Below are 23,300 nucleotides of genomic sequence, written 5' to 3' on the forward strand. Positions count from 1 at the left end.
GGTTTAATTTTTCAACAAAAATATACTTTTTGGGGAGAAATCCACTTTAAATTTATTGTAATAAACAAAATGGAAGTTTACTTTTGTTCACTTCTTTTTAAACCTACTGAAACACAACATTAATGGATTCATACATCATACTTTTACTTTGTTTAGCAGCTTTTACTGCAGGATTTATTGATGCTATTGTTGGCGGCGGAGGATTGATTCAGACTCCAATGGGATTGATTTTATTGCCTAATTTACCAGTTTCTACGGTTATTGGAACTTTGAAATTACCGGCATTTACCGGAACTGCTTTTGCTGCTTTTCAATACTTGAAAAAAGTGGTTATTCAATGGCGCTTGTTGTTGATTATGATGTGTTTGGCAGTTCCATCGGCATTTTTAGGTTCTACTTTACTGACTTATGTAAGTAATGATTTTATGAAACCGCTTTTATTGGTTGTTTTGTCTCTTTTGCTAATTTATACTTATGCAAAAAAGAATTTTGGACAACATGAAGCCAAGGATCATTCGGTTAAAACTCAAATTTTATATGCGATCGTTATCAGTATGATTGTTGGTTTTTATGACGGATTTATTGGTCCCGGAACCGGAAGCTTTTTTGTAGTTGCTTTTATTGCTTTAATGGGTTTTGACTTTTTACACGCTTCTGCGAATGCTAAAATGGTAAATTTGGCAACAAACTTTGGATCAATTTGTTTGTTTATGATTAAAGGAAAAATCATCTGGGCAATTGCGATTCCAATGGCAATCAGTAATGGACTTGGCGGATGGCTGGGCGCAAAACTGGCAATTAATAAAGGAAATGGTTTTATTAGGGTTTTCTTTTTAGTTGTAGTAATCGGTACTTTAATCCGATTTGCTTATGATGTGTTTTTTAAATAAAGGTTCTAAGGTACAAAGATTCTAAGTGGCTAAGTTTTTAGTTAATTGTAAGAATTATAATGTGGAAATTAGTTATTTTTGATTGATATACACATTATAAGTATGAGAGAATTAGATGATGATTACCAGAATAGCTTAGAAAAATTGATAGAGGAACTTCAAAAAAGTGAAGAAGATATAGAAGCTGGCAGAATAATCGATTATTCTGACTTTAAAGAAAAACTTCGAATTAGGTATAATATTTAAAAATTGCCGAGATAAGATTTTAATTCTTTAGAAAAAAACTCAGTCCCGAAGCTTCGGGATAGCGACTTAGTGGCTCAGTATCTTAAAAAGAAGCCAATTGTTTGAATCTAGCCCCGATAGAGGCGATATCCTCGCAGTGAAACGGAGAGATAAAGCTGAAAGCGGGAAACCATGTTTAATAAAATGCCTGTTTTTTTGGCTTCAAAAAAAATAAAAAACTTAGCATCTTAGCGTCTCAGCATCTTAGGAACTTTATTTTATAATTCTTATTTTTGCATTACTTATGGAGAAAAATTTCATGCAGAAATACATTGACCAGCTCAATGAAGCACAACGACAACCCGTTCTGAAAAAAGACGGGCCAATGATTATTATTGCTGGTGCAGGTTCGGGAAAAACCCGTGTTTTAACGATTAGAATTGCTTATTTGATGGCTCAGGGTGTTGATGCTTTCAATATTTTGTCGCTTACATTTACGAACAAAGCTGCTCGTGAAATGAAACACAGGATTTCGGATATTGTGGGAGCATCGGAAGCAAAAAATCTTTGGATGGGAACTTTTCACTCGATTTTTGCTCGTATTCTTCGTGCGGAATCGGATCATTTGGGTTATCCATCGAATTTTACCATTTATGATTCTCAGGATTCGGCGAGACTGATTTCTTCTATTATTAAAGAAATGCAGCTGGATCGTGATATTTATAAACCGAAACAGATTTTAGGACGTATATCTAGTTATAAAAACAGTTTGATTACGGTAAAGGCTTATTTTAATAATCCGGAATTGGTAGAGGCGGATGCAATGGCCAAAAGACCGCGTATAGGAGAAATTTATCAGCAATATGTAGAGCGTTGTTTTAAAGCAGGTGCGATGGATTTTGATGATTTATTATTAAAAACCAATGAGTTATTGACTCGTTTTCCTGAGGTTTTATCAAAATATCAGAATCGTTTCCGTTATATATTGGTTGATGAGTACCAGGATACAAATCACTCTCAGTATTTGATTGTTAGGGCTTTATCTGATAAATTTCAGAATATTTGTGTGGTGGGTGATGATGCGCAGAGTATTTATGCTTTCCGTGGAGCAAATATTAATAATATTCTGAATTTTCAGAAGGATTATGAGGGTGTAATAATGTTTCGTTTAGAGCAAAATTACCGTTCGACGAGAAATATTGTTGAAGCGGCAAACACTGTGATGGAACATAATAAAACGAAACTGGATAAAGTAGTCTGGACCGCGAATGATTTTGGGGCAAAGATAAAAGTACATCGTAGTTTGACGGATGCCGAAGAAGGTCGTTTTGTAGCGAGTACGATTTTTGAACAAAAAATGCAAAATCAGCTTCATAATGGTTCATTTGCTATTTTGTACCGTACCAATGCACAATCTCGTGCGATGGAGGATGCGTTGAGAAAGCGTGATATTCCGTATCGAATTTATGGTGGATTATCGTTCTATCAACGTAAAGAAATTAAGGATGTTTTGTGTTATCTGCGTTTGGTGATTAACCCGAAAGACGAGGAAGCATTGGTTCGTGTGATCAATTATCCGGCTCGTGGAATTGGGGATACTACAGTAGAAAAATTAACGATTGCTGCCAATCATTACAAGCGCTCGATTTGGGAAGTAATGGTTAATATTGATAAAATTGACTTGAAACTTAACTCGGGAACAAAAAATAAAATCAATGATTTTGTGACGATGATCCAAAGTTTTCAGGTGATTGACCAAAATCAGGATGCTTTTTATGTTACGGATTATGTGGCTAAAAAAACGGGTTTGGTTCAGGAACTTAAAAAAGATGCTACACCGGAAGGTATGGCAAAAATTCAGAATATCGAAGAGCTTTTAAATGGTTTAAAAGATTTTACTGAAGGACAAAGAGAAATTGATGGTGCAAGAGGAGCTTTATCTGAATTTATGGAAGATGTGGCACTTGCAACTGATTTAGATAAAGATACATCTGATGAAGATCGTGTGGCTTTGATGACTATTCACTTGGCAAAAGGACTGGAATTTCCTCATGTTTTTGTAGTAGGAATGGAAGAAGATTTGTTTCCGAGTGCAATGAGTATGAGCACCAGAAGTGAATTAGAGGAAGAACGTCGATTATTTTACGTAGCTTTAACTCGTGCTGAGCATCAGGCTTATTTGACTTATGCACAATCACGTTACCGTTGGGGCAAATTAACAGATAGTGATCCATCACGTTTTATTGAAGAAATTGACGGACAATATTTGGAATATTTAACGCCTGCAGAAAGTAATTATCGTTATAAATCGCAAATTGATGGAGATATTTTTGGTGATATTGATAAATCTAAATTGCGATTAGCAAAACCGATTGCATCAACGCCGCCAAAATACATCACGGAAAGCGAACCTAAATCGGACTTAAATATTCGTAAATTAAAACCTGTTGTAGGAGTTAATCCAAATAATTCGGCTCCAAATTTATTTGATAGTAAATTGACTATCGGAAATATAGTGATGCACGAACGTTTTGGAAAAGGTGAAGTCGTTAACCTTGAAGGTGTTGGAGCGGATAAGAAAGCAGAAATAAGATTTGAAGTGGGTGGTCTTAAAAAACTATTACTTCGATTTGCAAAATTGGATGTGGTGGGGTAAAAAGAGAAGTTTCAAGTTTTTTTAGTTTCAGGTTTTAGGTTTTCCAAACTTTGTGGTTAAGCCAGTAAATCGATTTTTGATAACTTTAAACTTAAAACAAAGTAAACCTGAAACAAAATTAAACTTTAAACAAAATTTTAAATGGCTGAATTCATAAAAATATATCCTGATAAACCTAGCGAAGCTGCAATTGCCAAAGTGGTAAAAGTGCTTCAAAACGGAGGTTTGGTAATTTACCCAACTGATACTGTTTACGGTTTGGGTTGTGATATTACAAATTCGCGGGCTTTGGAGAAAATTGCAAAAATCAAAGGAGTAAAATTAGAGAAAGCAAATTTTTCATTTATTTGCCATGACCTGAGTAATCTGTCAGATTATGTTCGTCAGATTGATACGTCGACTTTTAAGATTTTGAAAAGAGCCTTGCCGGGACCTTATACTTTTATTTTACCGGGAAATAATAATTTACCAAAAGAGTTTAAAAAGAAAACTACTGTTGGTATTCGTATTCCTGATAATAATATAGTTTTGGAAATTGTTCGTCAATTAGGAAATCCAATTGTTTCGACTTCTATTCGTGATGAAGATGATGTAATTGAGTACACTACAGATCCGGAATTGATTTTTGAGAAATGGCAGAATATTGTCGATATGGTAATAGATGGCGGTTATGGAGACAACGTTGGTTCAACGATTATTGACCTGTCAGATTACGAGCCGGTTATTGTGAGAGAAGGTAAAGGAGATATTGGTATTTTGTAAATAAATACTGAAATTGCATAATAGTTAAAAATAAATAACTAACTTTAGTATAGTTAAAATTTAGTTAGTTAATTTAAAATAATGCTATTCTTGATTTATATTTAATTGGTTATTAAAGAAATTAAGGATACATAAAAGCAGGTCAATTGACCTGCTTTTTCTGTATTATAAAGTATGTAAAAAACGTAGATTATTTAGCTTGTTTTTTCATTTCTTTTTCAATCATATCATAGAACTGATCGATTTTTGGCATAACCACAATACGAGTTCTTCTGTTACGAGCTTTGTTTTCCGGAGTATCATTAGCAACTAATGGTACGTAAGAACTTCTACCGGCAGCGATTAATTTTGCAGGGTTAACTCCAAGATCGTTAGTTAATACACGTACAATAGATGTAGAACGTTTAACACTTAAATCCCAGTTGTCTAACAAAACTCCGTTGCTTTTGTAAGGAACGTCATCTGTGTGACCTTCAACCATACACTCAAAATCAGGTTTGTCATTTACTACTTTTGCAACTTTAGCTAAAACTCCTTTTGCTTTATCACTTACATCATAGCTGCCACTTTTAAACAATAATTTATCAGCGATAGAGATAAATACAACTCCTTTTTCAACATTGATTTCGATATCTGGATCATTAATTCCAACAGCTCCTTTTAAACTAGTAACTAACGCTAATGTTACGCTATCTTTCTTAGTTAAAGCATCTTGAAGTCTGGATATTTTTAAATCTTTTTCTTTTAAACTTTCTAATGATTTTTCAAGATTTTCAGCTCCTTTAGTTGTTAATACAGTTAAATCCTTAGAACTATTGATTAAGTCTTGATTATGTGCTTTATAACTTTCAGCTGTAGCTGCCAATCCTGCTTTTTCTTCAAGGCAAGAATTTAGTTTTACGGTGCAAGAGTTTAATAAATCTTGTGTCTCTTTGTTCTTAGCTTCTAATGCTGCGTATTGTTTTTTCGATACACACGAAGATAAGGCCATTAATACTGTTAGTGCGATAACTATTTTTCTCATAGGTATTATATTTAATTAAACGTTGATTACAAATTTAGTTTTTAATATTTTGTTTACTGTTAAAGATATCTTTAAAAACAGCCAATTTACTGATGTAATACAAGTAAACGATACTTTTGACAGTATAGTATTGCTGTATTTGAAAATCTTTTCTTTTTTTTAGATATCTTAAAGATAGGCAATAAAAAGAGAAGTGTGCCTTTAAAATGGCAAAAGTATGGCTGAACTTCCCCTGCGTAAGAAATCGGATGCCGGCAATACCGTCTAAAACCATTCGAAAGAAAATGACAAAAAATAACCCTTTTTTAGGCAGGTTTTTGACAAGCATTAATAGTGAATTTCTAAAATTCAAAAATGTCTTTCTTGGATTTCCTTGTTGTAAAGTGGCACCTCCAACATGATAAACAACAGATCCAGAATTGTACTTTATAATATGTCCTTCATTTGCAGCTCGCCAGCATAAATCAATCTCTTCCTGATGTGCAAAAAAGCTTTCGTCAAATCCGCCTAATTCATGATATGTTTTGCTTCTGATAAAAAAACAAGCTCCGGAAGCCCAGAATAACTCACAATTATCATTGTATTGACCATTGTCTTTTTCAATAGTATCAAAAATTCGGCCGCGACAGAAAGGGAAACCGTATTTATCAATAAATCCTCCCGCTGCACCAGCATATTCAAAGTATTCTTTGTTTTTAAAATCAAGAATTTTAGGCTGGATTATAGTGGTTTGTATTTCAGCATCAAAATTTTGAATTATAGGCTGAAGCCAATTCGCTGTCACCTCAATATCCGAATTTACTAAAGCATAAATCTCAGCATCAATATGTTTTAAAGCGTCATTATAGCCCTTTGCAAAGCCATGATTTCCACTATTTTGAACGATTTTGATGGTGGGAAAATTTTGTCTAACAAAATTTATAGAATCATCAGTCGAAGCATTATCAGCTACATATATAGTGGCTTCTTCTGAAAATTGGACAACCGATGGTAAAAATTGTTCCAACAACTTTACACCGTTCCAATTTAAAATGACAACAGCTATTTTATCCAAAAGTAATTTTTATTTATTTGAGTATTCTTTATCTTGTATAATCCGGTAAGTCTCTTAAAAACTGGTATTTTTCGTTTTCAAAATCCATTTGGCAATAAAAATGGCTGAGACCATTCGTTACATTCAAAAATCGTGCCTGCATTGTCATATTATAACGGGCAATTTGGTCAAAAGTTGCCTGAGAAATTTTTACTTCAGGTGCTTTGCATTCTACTAATATATGTATAGAACCATCAGAATTGAAGACAACAACATCATATCGTTTTCGCAATCCATTGACAGTTAGAACTTTTTCTACATTAATAAGTGATTTTGGGTATTTCTTTTCATTCATCAAAAAATGAACAACATGTTGTCGAACCCATTCTTCGGGGGTAAGAATGATGAATTTTTTCCTGATTTCATCAAAAATAGACACTTTATTTTCGCTATTTTTGAATCGGAAAGTATAAGTAGGAAAATTTAATTGCTGCATAGTACAAAGATAATTTGAAAATTAGTCAATTTAAAAAATAGGTAATTATTTTTTTATATTAATCTGCTTACTGATACTGAATACTGAAAACTAAAATGAATGGATGAAGTTGTAAAAATTGTTAACGATATTAAAGCCGGAAATATCAAACCAATATATTTTTTAATGGGTGAGGAGCCTTATTATATTGATAAATTGTCAGAATATATTGAGCAGAATATCCTTTCTGAAGAGGAGAGAGGTTTTAACCAAACCGTACTTTATGGCAGAGATGTTTCTATAGAAGATATTGTTTCAACGGCCAAGCGCTATCCTATGATGGCTGACCGTCAGGTTGTTATTGTAAAAGAAGCACAGGATTTATCAAGAACAATTGATAAAATAGAATCGTATGTTAACAATCCGATGGCAACAACGGTTCTTGTTTTTTGTTATAAATACAAAACGCTTGACAAACGTAAAAAAGTAACCAAATTACTAGCTCAAAACGGAATTGTTTATGAAAGTAAAAAACTATATGAAAACCAGGTTGGTGATTGGATAAAACGTGTCCTTGCGGGGAAAAAATACACAATTGACCCTAAAGCAAATGCCATGTTGGTGGAGTTTTTAGGTACAGATTTGAGTAAAATAAATAATGAATTAGAGAAATTACAAATTATTTTACCACAAGGAACCGTAATTACGCCGCAACATATTGAGGAAAATATTGGTTTCAGTAAAGACTACAATGTCTTTGAACTTCGTAAAGCAATTGGAGAACGTAATCAGCTAAAAGCGTATAAAATTGCAGAAAATTTTGCACACAATCCAAAAGAATATCCATTGGTAATGACAACCGGATTAGTATTCGGCTTTTTTGTACAGCTTTTAAAATATCACGGATTAAAAGATAAAAACCCTAAAAATGTTGCTGCTGCAATTGGCGTAAATCCTTATTTTCTAAAGGAATACGATTTGGCAATAAAGAATTATCCAATGCGGAAAGTGAGTCAAATCATTGGGGCTTTGCGTGATGTTGATGTTAAAAGTAAAGGTGTAGGAGCTAATGCATTACCACAGTCAGATTTGTTAAAAGAAATGCTTTATAAAATATTTAATTAAGCCGTGAAAATTCACGATATTTGCACTTCTAAAAATAAATCACATTAAAAAATAATTATCACAATTATGGGAATGAATAAAAATACCGTTTTAGGATGGGCTACTTTTATAATGATACTTATGGGATTGTTACTTATAGGTCTTGGAGCTTTTAGATACAGTGACGTATCAGGCTGGGGATTTGTAGCCGTTGGAGTTGGTTTTCTAGCCAATGCCTGGGTTTTTAATGCATTGAAAGGTAGAGTTTAATCCTTATTCAATATCAATTGCAAGGATCAATTGCAATACAAATAAAAAAAATAATTAATTAAAAATAAATAGAATGTCAGACGATAAGAAAGTAATTTTCTCAATGCAAAAATTGAGTAAAACCTATCAGGGAGCAGACAAACCAGTGCTTAAAAATATTTATTTAAGTTTCTTTTACGGAGCTAAAATTGGTATTCTTGGACTTAATGGTTCTGGAAAATCTTCTCTTTTAAAGATTATTGCAGGAGTAGATAAAAATTATCAGGGAGATGTTGTTTTTCAACCAGGTTACACGGTTGGTTATTTAGAGCAAGAGCCTATTCTTGATGATTCTAAAACAGTTATCGAAATTGTTCGCGAAGGAGCTGCTGAAACTATGGCAGTTTTAGAAGAATACAATCAAATCAATGATTTATTCGGTCTTGAAGAAAACTATTCCGATCCTGATAAAATGGATAAGTTGATGGATCGTCAGGCAGCTTTGCAAGACAAAATTGATGCTCTTGGTGCTTGGGAAATCGACACTAAACTAGAAATCGCAATGGATGCTTTACGTACTCCGGAGGGAGATACGCCTATCAAAAACCTTTCGGGAGGTGAGCGTCGTCGTGTGGCTTTATGTCGTTTGTTATTGCAACAACCGGACGTATTGCTTCTGGATGAGCCTACCAACCACTTAGATGCTGAATCGGTACTTTGGTTAGAGCAGCATTTAGCACAATATGCAGGAACTGTAATTGCGGTAACGCACGATAGATATTTCTTGGATAATGTTGCTGGTTGGATTCTTGAGTTGGATAGAGGAGAAGGAATTCCCTGGAAAGGAAATTATTCTTCTTGGTTAGACCAAAAATCAACCCGTATGGCGCAAGAAGAAAAAGTTGCTTCAAAACGTAGAAAAACATTAGAGCGTGAGCTTGACTGGGTTCGTCAGGGAGCAAAAGGCCGTCAGACGAAACAAAAAGCGCGTTTACAGAATTATGATAAATTATTAAACGAAGATCAAAAACAACTGGATGAAAATCTGGAAATCTATATCCCGAACGGTCCACGTTTGGGAACAAATGTTATTGAAGCTAAAAATGTAGCCAAAGCTTTTGGAGACAAATTATTGTACGATAACTTAAACTTCACTTTACCACAAGCCGGAATTGTTGGAATTATTGGACCAAATGGTGCTGGTAAATCAACCATTTTCAAAATGATTATGGGAGAACAAAAAACGGATAGTGGAGAATTTTTAGTAGGAGAAACAGTGAAAATCGCTTACGTAGATCAATCTCACTCTAATATTGATCCAAATAAATCTATTTGGGAAAATTTCGCCGATGGTCAGGAATTAATTATGATGGGCGGAAGGCAAGTAAATTCGAGAGCTTATCTATCACGTTTTAACTTTGGTGGCGGAGAACAAAACAAAAAAGTTTCAATGCTTTCAGGTGGTGAGCGTAACCGTTTGCACCTTGCGATGACATTGAAAGAAGAAGGAAATGTCCTTTTACTGGATGAGCCAACGAATGATTTAGATGTAAACACACTTCGTGCACTAGAAGAAGGATTGGAGAATTTCGCCGGTTGTGCCGTTATTATTTCGCACGACAGATGGTTCTTAGATAGAATTTGTACCCACATTCTGGCTTTCGAAGGAGATTCAGAAGTTTATTACTTTGAAGGAGGTTTCTCTGAATATGAAGAAAATAAAAAGAAACGTTTAGGTGGTGATTTAACTCCAAAACGTTTGAAATACAGAAAGTTAATTAGATAATAATTCTAAAAATTTTCAATTCAAAAATCCCAAATTCCAAATTGTAACAGATTTTGAATTTGGGATTTTTGTTTTGTTGTCATTTCGACGGAGGAGAAATCACACTAGGAATCGACAAAGATTGGTGAAGTTAGGGACGGAGCTTCGTGTGTGATTTCTCCTCCGTCGAAATGACAAGATTGGCGTAAAAAAGATTTATTAGACTTAAATTTTTTGGAGCTATTTCCTGCTATCCGCTTGTATCTTTTATTTTTTCTAAAGAAAAAAAATAAAAGGATAACGCTTCTATCAGGGCTAAGGCATTAGGTTTCACAAAAATCTTTATTTCTTGATGACAAAAATGAGAATAAGATCTGCGTTAATCCGTTTAACCCGCAAAATCTGTGGGGCAATCCTCATAAAAACTTAGCCTTCAATTCCGGAGTAGGAATCATACAGCTTTCTTTTTTGCCATACCATTCGTAGCGGTTTTTGGCAATATAATCATAAACAAAATTTCGGAGTTTTTCAGGAAATATTTTTAAAACAGAAACCAAACTATAAATTCCTCCGAGTTCTTCTGCAATTTCAATCGCGGCCGAAGATTTATAATAATACGCCACACCGGGATTATACAAAATTATACTGTCAATTTTATTTTGATCAATGCCAATAAAGTTACAGATTTCAATTCCCAATTCTGATTGTAAAGCTACAAATCTAAAAACATCTTTTTTATCATGTTTGATCACAAACTGAACAGCGCTATTGCATAAATTGCAAATACCATCGAAGAGGATAATTTTTTTATTTTTTGGAAGGTCTTGCATTTTGAAAAAAGTTTCAAGTTTAAGGTTTCAAGTTTTCTAAGCTTTGTTAAAGTTTTAAACTTTGACAAAGCTTTGCGCGAAGTATGTCATTTCGAGGAACGAGAAATCTCCGCAAGTAACTCCGCAACGAGTATACAATCTTTGTCGAGCTTCTTGCGGAGATTTCTCGTTCCTCGAAATGACAAATAAGCAATAATTACAGTTATTGATTTTAACTATCAAAAATAAAAAATCAATAAATCTTACGAATCAAAAACAACTTTCATAGATTATTTTTAAGCCGTTTTAAAAAAATACTCATCTTCGTGATTATCTTTTTTAAAATATTTTCTTAAATCGCTTTATTTTAATTTTTGATCAATTTTCGCATTTTTAAACACTGAAAACTGCGACTGAAAACTGAAAACTTACTTCTTTCCAGCTTCAACGAACTCCAATTCATCCAAACTTACTTTCGAAGTAAAAATCCCGTAATTTACCGTTGCTTTATTTTTTTCGATGGAATCGATACTTCCAACAGATCTTCCGTCCACCATTCTTACACGATCACCAACTTTCAAAACTGGTTTTGGTTTTTCGATAATAGGTTTGAGTTTCTTTTCTTTTTTCTCTTTTCGAATTTCTTCTACTTGAACAGAAACTTCAGCAATAACTTCTTTTTTCTTTTCGATTATAGCTTTGGCTTCTTTTGGAGTTGCTTTTTTACGTTTTGAATTTTCAATTTCAATAATTTTCAAAAATTCTCCTAAGAGTTCTTTCTTGTTTTTGTTGTTGAAATATTTCTCCGAGATATCTTCAATTTTCTGACCAATGTAAATCGTCTTTTGGTTGCTATCATACAATTCCTGATAGCTTTCCAGTTTTTGTTTGATTTTTACATTGATGTTTTCCATTTTTTTACCTTCTTCACGGGCTCTCGTTTCTTCTTCTTTTAGATTTATAGAAGTTTTCTCGAGTTTCGATCTCTCTTTCTGAAGCGTTGCGATTGTTTTATCAAAACGAACTTTGCCAACTTCAATTTTCTTTTTGGCGCGATTGATTAATCCGTAAGGAATTCCGTTTTTCAAAGCCACTTCAAAAGTAAAGGAACTTCCTGCCTGACCTAATGCTAACTTATACATTGGTTCCAATGATTTTTCGTCAAACATCATATTTGCATTTGTAGCAAAAGGCAATTCGTTAGCCAGAATTTTCAAGTTGGAATAATGCGTTGTAATAATTCCGAAAGCTTCACGATGGTAAAATTCTTCCAAAAAGATTTCGGCTAACGCGCCACCCAATTCGGGATCAGAACCTGTACCAAATTCATCAATTAAAAACATGGTTTTCTTGTTGCACTTCTTCAAGAAGTAATTCATGTTTTTTAATCGGTAACTATAGGTGCTTAAATGATTTTCAATAGATTGATTATCTCCAATATCCGTTAGAATTCTGTCAAACAAGAAAGTTTCACTTCGTTCATGCACCGGAATCAACATACCGGATTGCAACATCAATTGCAATAAACCAACTGTTTTAAGCGAAATTGTTTTTCCTCCAGCATTTGGCCCGGAAATTACAATGATTCGGTTATCTTGTTTTAATTCAATGGTTTGCGGATGTGTGATTTCATTTTTTTGTTTGTTGTTCAAATACAAAATCGGATGATAGGCTTCTCTGAAAAATAATCTTCTTTCTTCTGTAATTGTTGGTAAGATTCCGTTTATTCTATTCGCATATTTCGCTTTTCCAGCAACGACATCTATATCACTTAAAAATTCCTGATACTCAATCAACAAAGGTAAATATGGACGAATCTGATTTGATAATTGTTTTAGAATTCTGGTAATCTCTTCTTTTTCTTCGTATTCAAGATTAGCTAATTCACGAGAATATTGCAATGTTGCCTCTGGTTCTATATAAGCAATGCTTCCTGTTTTTGAACTTCCTAGAATAGAGCCTTTTACTTTACGGCGATACATTGCCAAAACAGCCAAAACTCTACGGTTTTGAACAAAACTTTCTTTAATATCGTCGAGATATCCAAGACTATTGTTATGAGAAAGAGCGACTCCAAAACTTTGGTTTACTTTGCCGCGAACAATATTCATATTCTGGCGAATGCTTAATAAAGCGGGAGAAGCGTTGTCTTTTATTTCGCCATATTTGTCTACAATGGCATCAATTAAGGTTACAATGTCTTTTGTATATTCAACTCTTGAGGCTCTGGCGTTTAGATTTGGATAATAATCATCGAATTTTTTAAGGAAATTCAGTAAGAAATTTGATGTTGACGAAAGGGTTGCAATTTTTCTAAAACTTCCTACTTCAAGAAAGCTGTCTTCAATTGCTAAAAATTTGATTTCGTGTGTTATAGCGTCAAATCCATGATTAGGAATTGCGTTGTTATTTTGAAAAGACGAAACATATTCTGATGTTTGCATCAAAGCCTGCATCAAAGTTTCTTTGTCTCTAAAAGGGATTATTTGTAAAGCTTTTTCTTTTCCAATATCCGTATTGCAGCCCGCTGAAATGGTTTCAAGTACTGTTGGAAATTGTAAATCTTGTAATGTTTTTTCGGTGATGGATATCATTATATATCGTAAGTTGTAAAGTTCAAAGTTACAAAGTTTTAAAACTAAATAGAACTATTAATTAGTACTTTGAAAAAAACTTTGCGTAATTTGTTATAAAATTTAGTAAAATGGAAATCAATCTTTCTCCAGAGTGGCAATCAGTTTTAAAAGATGAAATTCAAAAGCCTTATTTCAAGGAATTGATGTTGGCTTTAGATCTTGAATATCAAACTCATACTTGTTATCCTCCGGCTGAATTGATTTTTTCTGCTTTTAATAATTGCTCTTTTGCAAATCTAAAAGTAGTCATTATTGGTCAGGATCCTTATCATGGAGAAGGCGAAGCCAATGGTTTGAGTTTTTCTGTGAATGATTCAGTTAAAATTCCGCCTTCATTGCGTAATATTTTTAGAGAATTAAACGATGATTTAGATGCTGTTTTTATGCCAGCTTCCGGTAATTTGGAAAAATGGGCGCAACAAGGTGTTTTGCTTTTAAACGCTTCATTAACAGTTCGTAAAGACAGCCCAAATAGTCACAAACATCTGAAATGGAATCTTTTTACAGATGCTGTAATTCAAGCTATTTCTGATCAAAAAGAAAATGTCGTCTTCTTATTATGGGGAAGTTTTGCTCAGAAAAAAGGATTAAAAATCGATCGCTCGAAACATTTTGTTCTAGAATCAGGACATCCTTCACCAATGAGTGCTAATCAGGGAAAATGGTTCGGGAATAAACATTTTAGTCAAACAAATGACTTTCTAAAATCTAAAGGAATTGAAGAAATAGAGTGGTTATAAGGGTTTAAGCCATATTTACAACACAATCTTGTCATTTCGAGGAACGAGAAATCACATAACGGATTTACAGTTCGTTGCTCTCTGGATGTGATTTCTCATTCCTCGAAATGACAAAAAAAGCTATTATTTTTTTTTATTTTTCGATAGGTTTCTTAACAATCTCGTCTAGAATCGCTTTATTTTCATAGTTAATTACTTTAAGGATTATCTCTTGGTTTTTAACTGTTTTTCCTTCTATGATGTATAATTTTCCTTTTTTGAATGGAACATTACTTTGATCAAAATCAACATCTCCATAAGTCAATGTGTTTTTAATATCTGTAGTATCAACCCATTTTTCATTTAAAGTCTGAATTGCCGCAGGAGAATATTGGAAAGGTTTTGTCCTTAAATTATTCAGAACTCTGGCGTTCGGAAAGTAATTGCAACGAGTGTCTTTTCCACTAAAAACAAGGGCTACAAAAAAGCATCCCATAATCAAACCAATCAAATAATATGCAAAACGATGTACGAACTTCATGAAATAAAATTTTTGCAAAGGTACACTAAAGTTCCCTTAAAATACAAGTAAATTAATATCGTTATCAGGCAAATCAAACCATTCGCCAATTGCTTTATTGGTAAGGATTCCGTGGTATAAATAAATTCCGTTTTTTAGACCTTTGTTACATCTTATAGCACTTTCTAATCCGCCATCTTCAGCTATCTGAAGTAGGTAAGGAGTTAAGATGTTACTAATTGATAATGAGGCGGTTTTAGAGTATCTTGACGGAATATTTGGTACGCAATAATGCAAAACATTGCTTTTTATAAAAGTAGGTTTTTCGTGTGTTGTAACTTCTGAGGTTTCAAAACAACCTCCAGTATCAATACTTACATCTACAATTACGGCGCCTTTTTTCATGTGTTCGACCATAGTTTCTGTAACTATAATAGGGCAGCGTTCTTTTCCACGCATCGCACCAATAGCGACATCACAACGTCTTAAAGCTTTTAATAATGCTTTTTGCTGAACAGTTGAAGTGAAGATTCGTTGGTTTAGATTATTTTGTAAACGACGTAACTTAGTGATGGAATTGTCAAAAACTTTTACGTTTGCACCCAATCCAATGGCAGTTTTAGCAGCAAATTCACCTACAGTTCCAGCGCCTAAAATCACGACTTCAGTAGGAGGGACGCCCGTAATATTACCAAATAAAAGTCCTTTTCCAAATTCATCCGTAATCATTAATTCGGCTGCAATAAGTATAGATGCTGTTCCGGCAATCTCGCTTAATGATTTTACTGCAGGATACGAACCGTCTTCGTCTTTTATATATTCAAAAGCAAGTGCGGTTATTTTTTTTTGAGCCAAAGCTTCAAAATATTCTTTCTTTTTAGTTTTTAACTGAATAGCCGAAATAATAATCGTTTCGGGATTAATCATTTTGATTTCAGCCAATGTTGGAGGTTCTACTTTAAGCAACATTGGGCAGCCAAAAACTTTTTTAGTGTCTTTTGTTACTTCTGCACCGGCATCAGAATATTCTTTATCAGAATAACTTGAGCTTTCTCCGGCACCAGATTCAATCATAACACGGTGACCTTCATAAGTCAATGAGTTTACAGCATCCGGAGTCAGGCAAATACGACGTTCCTGGTAACTTGTTTCTTTAGGGATTCCTATAAAAAGTTCACTTTTGAATCGGCCAATTTCAAGTTTTTCTTCTTGTGGCAACAATTGTTGTTTCGTAAATGGAGTGAGGGTAATTGACATGGGTTGTGCAAATATTAAGAGTACAAATTACGTAAAAAGTTTTAAAATCAATGTAAAAATTGTGCTAATACTGTTTTAATAATTAGGTCATTACTTTTTCCATTTTTATATCGGCTCGTTCATAACTCACATCTCCTAAAGCAATTTCTACAAAACCAAACTTTTCATATAAATGAATTGCGGGAAGCAGTTTTCTATTTGAGTACAAAAGCAATTTTTTAATGTCATATTCTTCGGCTACAGCCAAACAATGAATCAATAGTTTATTTCCAATTCCAAGACCTTGTGCTTTGTCAGAAACTGCCATTTTGCTCAATTCGAATGTATCATTGTCGACTTTCATTAAAGAAACAGTTCCGATAATTTCATCATTATACTTTGCATAGAAAATAAGCCCGCCTTTATCAATAATTTCTTCTTGCGGATTCGAAAGTACGTACTCGTCTCTTTCCTCAACTCTAAAATACTTCTGAAGCCATTCTATATTTAAGGTCTTGACGTGTTCTTTTAAATCTGAAGAAAAAGGGATTATTTCTACTGTATTTTGAAGGTTCATTTATTCTTTTAATTTATACTTATCACTAATGTTTATCCATTTGTTTTCTTTTAATGAAAAAACATATCTAAAATCTGGTTGATAACCATTGGTTCCGCCACAAGATATTGTTGAATTAATTTTTTTGAAATGTAGATCATTATTGAAAAAAACACCTTTCTTAACCGTGATAAGAACTTCTCCACAATTAATATCAATCGTGTCTTTTGAAATTATTTTATGACTCAATCGATAGATTCTTAATTGCTTATTGTTTTTGTAAGCAATTTTAAAGATTTCTTTTTCACTTGGGAATTTGTAAACGCTTTCTTTAAACTTATCTTTAATTCTATCTGTTTCTGAATTAGGTTCAATGTATTTATAGCCACTTGATAACATTAAATCAAATCGACTATTCATGGCAGTAATATATAGATTGTCTAAAATTTCAAGTTTATCTGTTTGTGCTTTTGAAAAACTAAAAACAAAAAAGAGACTAATAATAAATACTTTTTTTATCAAATTAAATAATTTCTATGTTCTTGTTTTAAACCAATTTTAACTCTCTTCTTCCATCTGCCAATAACTCAATCGTTACTACAGAATGTTCTTTGGGAATTAAACTTGCGATTTTTTCAGACCATTCAATAAAGCACCAATTCCCGGAATATAAATAATCGTCAACTCCCATATCAAGCGCTTCGGTTTCCCTATTTAATCTGTAAAAATCAAAATGATAAACGATTTGATTGTTAGAAGTATAGTATTCATTTACCAAAGAAAATGTAGGACTGCTTGTTGCATCCTGAACCCCTAAATTTTTACAAAGCTGTTTGATTAAAGTAGTTTTTCCAACGCCCATTTCTCCATTAAAAAGGATAATTTTATTTGGGTTTGAAGCTATAATTTGCTCGGCTACTTCCGGAATCTGATCTAATGAAAAAACGATATTCATTGTTGTAATTATTTAGTACGATTGTCTTTCGCGAAAGCGAAATTATTTTTGCCACGAATTTCACGAATTTTCACGAATTAAAAAATATTATTAAAAAATTCGTGCTAATTAGTGAAATTTGTGGCAACTTTTTATACTGAAAACTGCGACTGAAAACTCTTTTTATTTCGGATTAAATACCAAAAACGGGATAATCATTTCTTCTAATGAAATTCCTCCGTGTTGATACGTATTTCTGTAATAACTCACATAATGATTGTAGTTGTTTACATAGGCCAAAAAGAAATCATTCTTAGCGAATATAAAGGAACTACTCATATTTATTGCCGGTAAACCAATGTCTTTGGGTTCTTTTACGACATAAACATCTTTTTGTTCATATGTTAAACTACGTCCGGTTTTGTAGCGCAAATTTAAACTTGTATTTTTATCTCCAACCACTTTTGATGGATTTTTTACATTAATTGTACCGTGATCTGTGGTCAAAATTAATTTGAAACCTAAAAGCTGTGCTTGCTGAATAATTTCTAATAAAGGGGAATTTTTAAACCAGCTTAAAGTCAAAGAACGATACGCTTTATCATCTGAAGCCAGTTCTTTTACAACTTCCATTTCAGTTTTTGCGTGCGATAACATGTCTACAAAGTTGTAAACTACGGTTACCAAATCGTTGCCCTTTAAGGCTTTGAAGTTTTCCGCAAGTTTTTTTCCACCAGCGTAATTCGTGATTTTAAAATAATCTTCTTTAATATTTAATCCCAAACGCTTTAATTGAGCCGAAAGAAATTCGGCTTCATAAAGATTTTTTCCACCGTCTTCGACATCATTTTTCCAATATTGCGGAAATTGTTTCTCCATTTCTGTTGGTAATAAACCTGAGAAAATGGAGTTTCGCGCGTATTGTGTCGCTGTTGGAAGAATAGAAAAATAAGGAACTTCTTTTTCTAATTTATAGTAGTTAGAAACCACTGTTTCAAAAGATTTCCACTGATCGTATCGTAAGTTATCAATGACAACAAACAAAATTGGTTTGTCTTTCTTTTTAATTTCTGGAACTACTAATTCCTTAAATAAGGTATGAGATTGTATTGGTTTATCTGCTTTTGGAGCAAACCAGTCTTCGTAGTTTCTTTCTATAAACTTTCCGAATTGCGAATTAGCTTCAACTTTTTGAGATTCAAGAATTTCTATCATTCCCTGATCGTTGATGTTTTCTAATTCTAATTCCCAAAAAATCAATTTTTTGTACAGTTCAACCCAATCTTCAAATGAATTGACCATAGCTAATTCCATTGAGATTTTGCGGAATTCCTTCTGATAATCTAAAGTTGTTTTCTCTGATATTAATCTCGAATGATCCAGATTTTTTTTCAAACTCAATAGAATCTGGTTTGGATTTACTGGTTTTATTAAATAATCGGCGATTTTAGAACCAATGGCTTCTTCCATTATATATTCCTCTTCACTTTTAGTGATCATAATCATCGGGATTGCTGATTTTTTCTCTTTCATTTCAGAAAGTGTTTCCAAACCACTCATTCCGGGCATATTCTCATCAAGAAAAACAATGTCAAAATTATCTTCTTCAAATAGAGTAATAGCGTCTAGGCCGTTATTACAAGTAGTTACAGCGTAGTTTTTTTTCTCCAGAAATAATATATGTGGTTTCAAAAGATCGATTTCATCATCGACCCAAAGTATTTTTATCTTATCCATAAACAAATTTTATTTTAATGCAATTTAGAAGTATAGAACTTAAAAAGTATTAAAAATAGTATAAATTTCAGAATAATGATTTGTGATTTTAATGTAATATCTTTTTTTTATTTTGGTATTGCTTTGAAAGTCAGTAGATATTATTGTTATTTTTTAAGTAAAAAACTCCAAATGGTTTATAGTTATTTACTTATATTTGTTGATCTAAAAATAACCAAATAGTGACTCATATCAATAAGTTAAAAATATTCAATGATCCCATTTACGGGTTCATTTCCATCCCGAACGAACTTATTTACGACTTAATTCAGCATCCGTATTTTCAGCGTTTACGCCGTATTTCTCAAATGGGATTGTCGTATCTGGTTTATCCCGGAGCAAATCATACCCGTTTTCATCACGCGTTGGGATGTATGCATTTAATGCAAAAGGCAATTGAAACACTTCGTTTTAAGGGTGTTGCAATTTCAAATGAAGAAGAATGTGCTTTGCTGATTGCTATTTTACTGCATGATATTGGGCACGGACCTTTTTCGCATGCTATGGAAAAGAGTATTGTTGAAGATGTGAATCACGAAGCTATTTCGTTGTTATTTATGAATCAGTTGAATGAGGAATTTGACGGAAGATTGAGTTTGGCGATTCAGGTTTTTAAAGGTGATTATCACAGGAAATTTATGTTGCAATTGATTTCCAGTCAATTGGATATGGACCGAATGGATTATTTAAAACGTGATAGTTTTTATACCGGTGTTGCAGAGGGAAATGTTAATTCTGAGCGTTTGATTCAGATGATGAATGTAGTTGATGGCACTTTGGTTATTGAAGAAAAGGGTATTTACTCCGTAGAGAAATTCCTGCTTTCAAGAAGATTGATGTATTGGCAGGCTTATTTGCATAAAACAAGTTTGGTGGCCGAATTAATTTTGATGAAAGTATTAAAAAGAGCTAAAGAATTGACTTTAAAAGGAGTTGCTTTGCCTTGCAGCGAGCCTCTTTTGTATTTTATGCAAAATAAAGTTGCTTTGGAGGATTTTGATGCAGAAAAGCTTGATTTGTTTTCTCAATTGGATGATTTTGATATCATTAGCGCTTTGAAAGCCTGGCAAAAACACAATGATTTTATACTTTCTACTTTAAGTAAAATGATCATTAACAGAGATTTGCTAAAAATTAAACTGAGTGCAGATAAAATTCCGATGGAAGAATCTCAATCTTTAAAGGAAGAATTTGCTAACGAACATCATATTACACTATTAGAAGCCGGATATTTTATTTTTAGAGGAAAAATAAAAAATCAAGCCTATAGTAAAGAAGCTGAACCTATACGAATTTTGAAAAAAGACAAAACAATTGAGGATGTTGTAGAAGCCTCTGATCAGCTGAATTTGAAATCGTTATCTAAATTGGTGACAAAATATTACATCTGTTTCCCAAAACAACTTATCTAAAATTAACATTTAAAATCTATTTTTTATATTTTTGTCGCAATGAAATTTACAGCAGAACAAATAGCAGGGATTTTAGAAGGAGAAGTTGTTGGGAATCCCAATGCAGAAGTTTCCCGGTTATCTAAAATCGAAGAAGGCGAGGAAGGTTCACTTACTTTTTTGGCTAATCCTAAATATATCAACTACATATATACTACAAAAGCTTCGGTAACAATTGTTAATGATAGCTTTATACCTGAACAGGAAGTTACAACAACTTTAATAAAAGTAGAGGATGCTTATGCTTCCTTTTCTAAGCTTTTAGAATTTTACAATCAGGTAAAATTGAATAAAAACGGAATAGAACCACAGTCTTTTATGTCTGAAGGAACTAAACATGGAGAAAATTTATACCTCGGGAGCTTTAGTTATATAGGACAAAATGTAGTTCTGGGTGACAATGTAAAAATTTATCCTAACAGTTTTATTGGTGATAATGTTGTTATTGGCGATAATGTATATATTTTTGCAGGCGCCAAAATTTATTCTGAAACGATAATTGGAAATAATTGTACGATTCATTCAGGAACTATTATTGGTGCTGATGGTTTTGGTTTTGTCCCTAACGAAGAAGGAGTATATAGTAAAGTACCGCAAATTGGCAATGTTATCATAGAAGATAATGTTGATATTGGAGCTAATACTACAATAGACAGAGCAACTCTGGGTTCTACGATTATTAGACAAGGAGTTAAATTAGACAATCAAATTCAGATTGCCCATAATGTAGAAATTGGTAAAAATACTGTGATTGCAGCACAATCAGGTGTTGCCGGTTCTACAAAAATTGGAGAAAACTGTATGATTGGCGGGCAAGTTGGTATCGCAGGTCATTTGATTATAGGTAATAATGTTAGATTACAGGCTCAATCAGGAGTTGCAAGAAACATTAAGGATGATGAAGTTTTACAAGGCTCACCATCACTTGGATATAGTGATTTTAATAAATCGTATGTTCATTTCAGAAACTTGCCTAAAATCGTAACCGAAATTGAAGAATTAAAAAAACAAATAATAAACCCAAAAAATGGAAATAATGGTTAAACAGAAGACCATCAAGAATGAAATTTCACTAACAGGAGTTGGATTACATACTGGGAAAGAAGTTACAATGACTTTTAAACCAGCTCCAATTAATAATGGTTTCACTTTTGTAAGAGTAGATTTGCAAGGTCAACCAGTCATTGAGGCTGATGCGAACTATGTTGTAAATACACAAAGAGGTACTAATTTAGAAAAACTAGGTGTAAAAATTCAAACACCAGAGCACGTTTTGGCTGCATTAGTTGGATGTGATTTGGATAATGTTATTATTGAATTAAACGCTTCTGAACTTCCAATTATGGATGGTTCTTCAAAATATTTTGTTGAAGCAATTGAAAATGCCGGAATCGAAGAACAAGATGCTAAACGTAATGTTTATGTAGTAAAAGAAGTTATTTCATTTACTGATGAAACTACCGGAAGCGAGATTTTGGTTATGCCAAGTGATGATTATCAAGTAACTGCAATGGTGGATTTTGGTACTAAAGTTTTAGGTACTCAAAATGCAACTATGAAAAGTATAGCCGATTTTAAAGACGAAATTGCTAATTCCAGAACTTTTAGTTTCTTACATGAGTTAGAATCTCTTTTGGAAAACGGATTAATTAAAGGTGGAGATTTAAACAACGCTATTGTATATGTAGATAAAGAAATATCTGATGCTACAATGGAAAATTTAAAGAAAGCTTTTGGAAAAGACAAGATTTCTGTTAAGCCAAACGGAGTTTTAGACAACCTGACTTTACATTATCCAAACGAAGCTGCAAGACATAAATTGCTTGACGTTGTTGGGGATTTATCTTTGATTGGAGTTAGAATTCAAGGAAAAATTATTGCTAATAAACCAGGTCACTATGTAAATACACAGTTTGCCAAAAAATTAGCAAAAATCATCAAAATTGAGCAAAGAAACCATGTGCCGGTTTATGACTTAAATTTGGAACCATTGATGGATATTCATAAAATCATGGCTGTATTGCCACACAGACCACCATTTTTATTGATCGATAGAATTATAGAAATGTCGGATAGTCATGTGGTAGGAATGAAAAATGTAACAATGAATGAGAATTTCTTTGTAGGACATTTTCCTGAAGCGCCAGTTATGCCAGGAGTTTTAATTGTTGAAGCAATGGCACAAACAGGAGGGATTTTGGTTTTAAGCACAGTTCCGGATCCTGAGAATTATTTGACATATTTCATGAAAATTGATAATGTTAAATTTAAACACAAAGTTTTGCCTGGCGATACCTTAATTTTCAAATGTGAATTGATTTCTCCTATAAGAAGAGGAATCTGTCATATGCAGGCAAATGCTTACGCAAACGGAAAATTAGTAACTGAGGCAGAATTAATGGCTCAAATTGCAAGAAAACAATAATAATTTAATCGATTTTATTGTTTACGTTTGTTGCCCAAATTAGACTATTTTAATT

General features: G+C 33.0%; 22 protein-coding genes. 11 read left to right on the plus strand and 11 right to left on the minus strand.

The features are described from left to right. Positions 1 to 122 precede the first annotated feature (122 nt). The 4 genes from EAH81_RS01935 to EAH81_RS01945 all read left to right on the plus strand — a co-directional run bounded on the left by EAH81_RS01935 (position 123) and on the right by EAH81_RS01945 (position 4,533). On the plus strand, positions 123 to 890 hold the full coding sequence (locus EAH81_RS01935) for a sulfite exporter TauE/SafE family protein (protein ID WP_140503146.1): 768 nt from the start codon (positions 123 to 125) through the stop codon (positions 888 to 890). A gap of 102 nt (positions 891 to 992) precedes the next feature. Beyond that, on the plus strand, positions 993 to 1,136 hold the full coding sequence (locus EAH81_RS27340) for a hypothetical protein (protein ID WP_161595777.1): 144 nt from the start codon (positions 993 to 995) through the stop codon (positions 1,134 to 1,136). Between the two features lie 298 nt (positions 1,137 to 1,434). Then, positions 1,435 to 3,771, plus strand: a complete 2,337-nt coding sequence (locus EAH81_RS01940; RefSeq protein WP_140503299.1) for an ATP-dependent helicase — start codon at positions 1,435 to 1,437, stop codon at positions 3,769 to 3,771. A gap of 141 nt (positions 3,772 to 3,912) precedes the next feature. Continuing rightward, positions 3,913 to 4,533 carry an L-threonylcarbamoyladenylate synthase gene (locus tag EAH81_RS01945; protein ID WP_140503148.1) on the plus strand — a complete coding sequence of 207 codons (621 nt, stop codon included), beginning with the start codon at positions 3,913 to 3,915 and terminating at the stop codon, positions 4,531 to 4,533. Positions 4,534 to 4,723: 190 nt separating this feature from the next. On the opposite strand, the gene EAH81_RS01950 is transcribed toward EAH81_RS01945, so the two are convergent. The 3 genes from EAH81_RS01950 to EAH81_RS01960 are packed head-to-tail and all read right to left on the minus strand — an operon-like array spanning position 4,724 to position 7,086. Continuing rightward, the gene (locus EAH81_RS01950; RefSeq protein ID WP_140503150.1) at positions 4,724 to 5,557 is read right to left on the minus strand and encodes a flagellar motor protein MotB; all 834 of its coding nucleotides are present in this window, start codon (positions 5,555 to 5,557) and stop codon (positions 4,724 to 4,726) included. Positions 5,558 to 5,591: 34 nt separating this feature from the next. Beyond that, positions 5,592 to 6,611: a glycosyltransferase family 2 protein gene (locus tag EAH81_RS01955; RefSeq protein WP_140503152.1), complete on the minus strand. Its 1,020-nt coding sequence runs from the start codon at positions 6,609 to 6,611 to the stop codon at positions 5,592 to 5,594. Positions 6,612 to 6,639: 28 nt separating this feature from the next. Next, positions 6,640 to 7,086, minus strand: coding sequence for a type I restriction enzyme HsdR N-terminal domain-containing protein (locus EAH81_RS01960; protein WP_140503154.1), 447 nt, complete (start codon positions 7,084 to 7,086; stop codon positions 6,640 to 6,642). Between the two features lie 99 nt (positions 7,087 to 7,185). Between EAH81_RS01960 and holA the strand changes: the two genes are divergently transcribed. The 3 genes from holA (at position 7,186) to ettA (ending at position 10,204) form a co-directional block, all read left to right on the plus strand. Beyond that, the gene (holA, locus tag EAH81_RS01965; protein ID WP_140503156.1) at positions 7,186 to 8,190 is read left to right on the plus strand and encodes a DNA polymerase III subunit delta; all 1,005 of its coding nucleotides are present in this window, start codon (positions 7,186 to 7,188) and stop codon (positions 8,188 to 8,190) included. Positions 8,191 to 8,256: 66 nt separating this feature from the next. Beyond that, positions 8,257 to 8,439 carry a CAL67264 family membrane protein gene (locus EAH81_RS01970; RefSeq protein WP_140503158.1) on the plus strand — a complete coding sequence of 61 codons (183 nt, stop codon included), beginning with the start codon at positions 8,257 to 8,259 and terminating at the stop codon, positions 8,437 to 8,439. A 73-nt stretch (positions 8,440 to 8,512) separates the two neighbouring features. Next, positions 8,513 to 10,204: an energy-dependent translational throttle protein EttA gene (gene ettA / locus EAH81_RS01975; RefSeq protein WP_140503160.1), complete on the plus strand. Its 1,692-nt coding sequence runs from the start codon at positions 8,513 to 8,515 to the stop codon at positions 10,202 to 10,204. A gap of 395 nt (positions 10,205 to 10,599) precedes the next feature. Here ettA and EAH81_RS01980 read toward each other — a convergent pair whose 3' ends face one another. Together EAH81_RS01980 and EAH81_RS01985 are read right to left on the minus strand one after the other, a co-directional pair. Beyond that, the gene (locus EAH81_RS01980) at positions 10,600 to 11,013 is read right to left on the minus strand and encodes a thiol-disulfide oxidoreductase DCC family protein (protein ID WP_140503162.1); all 414 of its coding nucleotides are present in this window, start codon (positions 11,011 to 11,013) and stop codon (positions 10,600 to 10,602) included. Positions 11,014 to 11,420: 407 nt separating this feature from the next. Next, on the minus strand, positions 11,421 to 13,586 hold the full coding sequence (locus EAH81_RS01985) for an endonuclease MutS2 (RefSeq protein WP_140503164.1): 2,166 nt from the start codon (positions 13,584 to 13,586) through the stop codon (positions 11,421 to 11,423). A gap of 110 nt (positions 13,587 to 13,696) precedes the next feature. Here EAH81_RS01985 and EAH81_RS01990 point away from each other — a divergent pair, with 110 nt between their 5' ends. Continuing rightward, on the plus strand, positions 13,697 to 14,368 hold the full coding sequence (locus EAH81_RS01990; protein ID WP_140503166.1) for a uracil-DNA glycosylase: 672 nt from the start codon (positions 13,697 to 13,699) through the stop codon (positions 14,366 to 14,368). A gap of 133 nt (positions 14,369 to 14,501) precedes the next feature. Here EAH81_RS01990 and EAH81_RS01995 read toward each other — a convergent pair whose 3' ends face one another. The 6 genes from EAH81_RS01995 to EAH81_RS02020 all read right to left on the minus strand — a co-directional run bounded on the left by EAH81_RS01995 (position 14,502) and on the right by EAH81_RS02020 (position 19,330). Further along, entirely contained in the window at positions 14,502 to 14,888 is a 387-nt protein-coding gene (locus EAH81_RS01995; protein ID WP_140503168.1) for a DUF4258 domain-containing protein, read from the minus strand. A 36-nt stretch (positions 14,889 to 14,924) separates the two neighbouring features. Beyond that, on the minus strand, positions 14,925 to 16,124 hold the full coding sequence (locus EAH81_RS02000; protein WP_140503170.1) for an alanine dehydrogenase: 1,200 nt from the start codon (positions 16,122 to 16,124) through the stop codon (positions 14,925 to 14,927). A gap of 82 nt (positions 16,125 to 16,206) precedes the next feature. Further along, the gene (locus EAH81_RS02005; RefSeq protein WP_140503172.1) at positions 16,207 to 16,680 is read right to left on the minus strand and encodes a GNAT family N-acetyltransferase; all 474 of its coding nucleotides are present in this window, start codon (positions 16,678 to 16,680) and stop codon (positions 16,207 to 16,209) included. Next, the gene (locus tag EAH81_RS02010) at positions 16,681 to 17,181 is read right to left on the minus strand and encodes a hypothetical protein (RefSeq protein ID WP_140503174.1); all 501 of its coding nucleotides are present in this window, start codon (positions 17,179 to 17,181) and stop codon (positions 16,681 to 16,683) included. Positions 17,182 to 17,206: 25 nt separating this feature from the next. Beyond that, on the minus strand, positions 17,207 to 17,614 hold the full coding sequence (tsaE, locus tag EAH81_RS02015) for a tRNA (adenosine(37)-N6)-threonylcarbamoyltransferase complex ATPase subunit type 1 TsaE (RefSeq protein WP_140503177.1): 408 nt from the start codon (positions 17,612 to 17,614) through the stop codon (positions 17,207 to 17,209). 162 nt (positions 17,615 to 17,776) lie between these two features. After that, complete coding sequence (locus EAH81_RS02020) at positions 17,777 to 19,330, minus strand: bifunctional response regulator/alkaline phosphatase family protein (protein WP_140503180.1); 1,554 nt, start codon at positions 19,328 to 19,330, stop codon at positions 17,777 to 17,779. A 221-nt stretch (positions 19,331 to 19,551) separates the two neighbouring features. On the opposite strand from EAH81_RS02020, the gene EAH81_RS02025 reads away from it, so the two are divergent. Genes EAH81_RS02025 through EAH81_RS02035 form a run of 3 tightly spaced genes read left to right on the plus strand, consistent with a single transcriptional unit; the run spans position 19,552 to position 23,245 of the window. Next, positions 19,552 to 20,781 carry an HD domain-containing protein gene (locus tag EAH81_RS02025; protein WP_140503182.1) on the plus strand — a complete coding sequence of 410 codons (1,230 nt, stop codon included), beginning with the start codon at positions 19,552 to 19,554 and terminating at the stop codon, positions 20,779 to 20,781. Between the two features lie 39 nt (positions 20,782 to 20,820). Further along, the gene (lpxD, locus tag EAH81_RS02030) at positions 20,821 to 21,864 is read left to right on the plus strand and encodes a UDP-3-O-(3-hydroxymyristoyl)glucosamine N-acyltransferase (RefSeq protein ID WP_140503184.1); all 1,044 of its coding nucleotides are present in this window, start codon (positions 20,821 to 20,823) and stop codon (positions 21,862 to 21,864) included. Continuing rightward, positions 21,857 to 23,245, plus strand: coding sequence for a bifunctional UDP-3-O-[3-hydroxymyristoyl] N-acetylglucosamine deacetylase/3-hydroxyacyl-ACP dehydratase (locus EAH81_RS02035; RefSeq protein WP_099712873.1), 1,389 nt, complete (start codon positions 21,857 to 21,859; stop codon positions 23,243 to 23,245). The genes lpxD and EAH81_RS02035 overlap by 8 nt, the downstream gene beginning before the upstream one ends. Positions 23,246 to 23,300: the final 55 nt, after the last annotated feature.

The organism is Flavobacterium pectinovorum (assembly GCF_006438875.1).
In the GTDB taxonomy this organism is placed as follows: domain Bacteria; phylum Bacteroidota; class Bacteroidia; order Flavobacteriales; family Flavobacteriaceae; genus Flavobacterium; species Flavobacterium pectinovorum_A.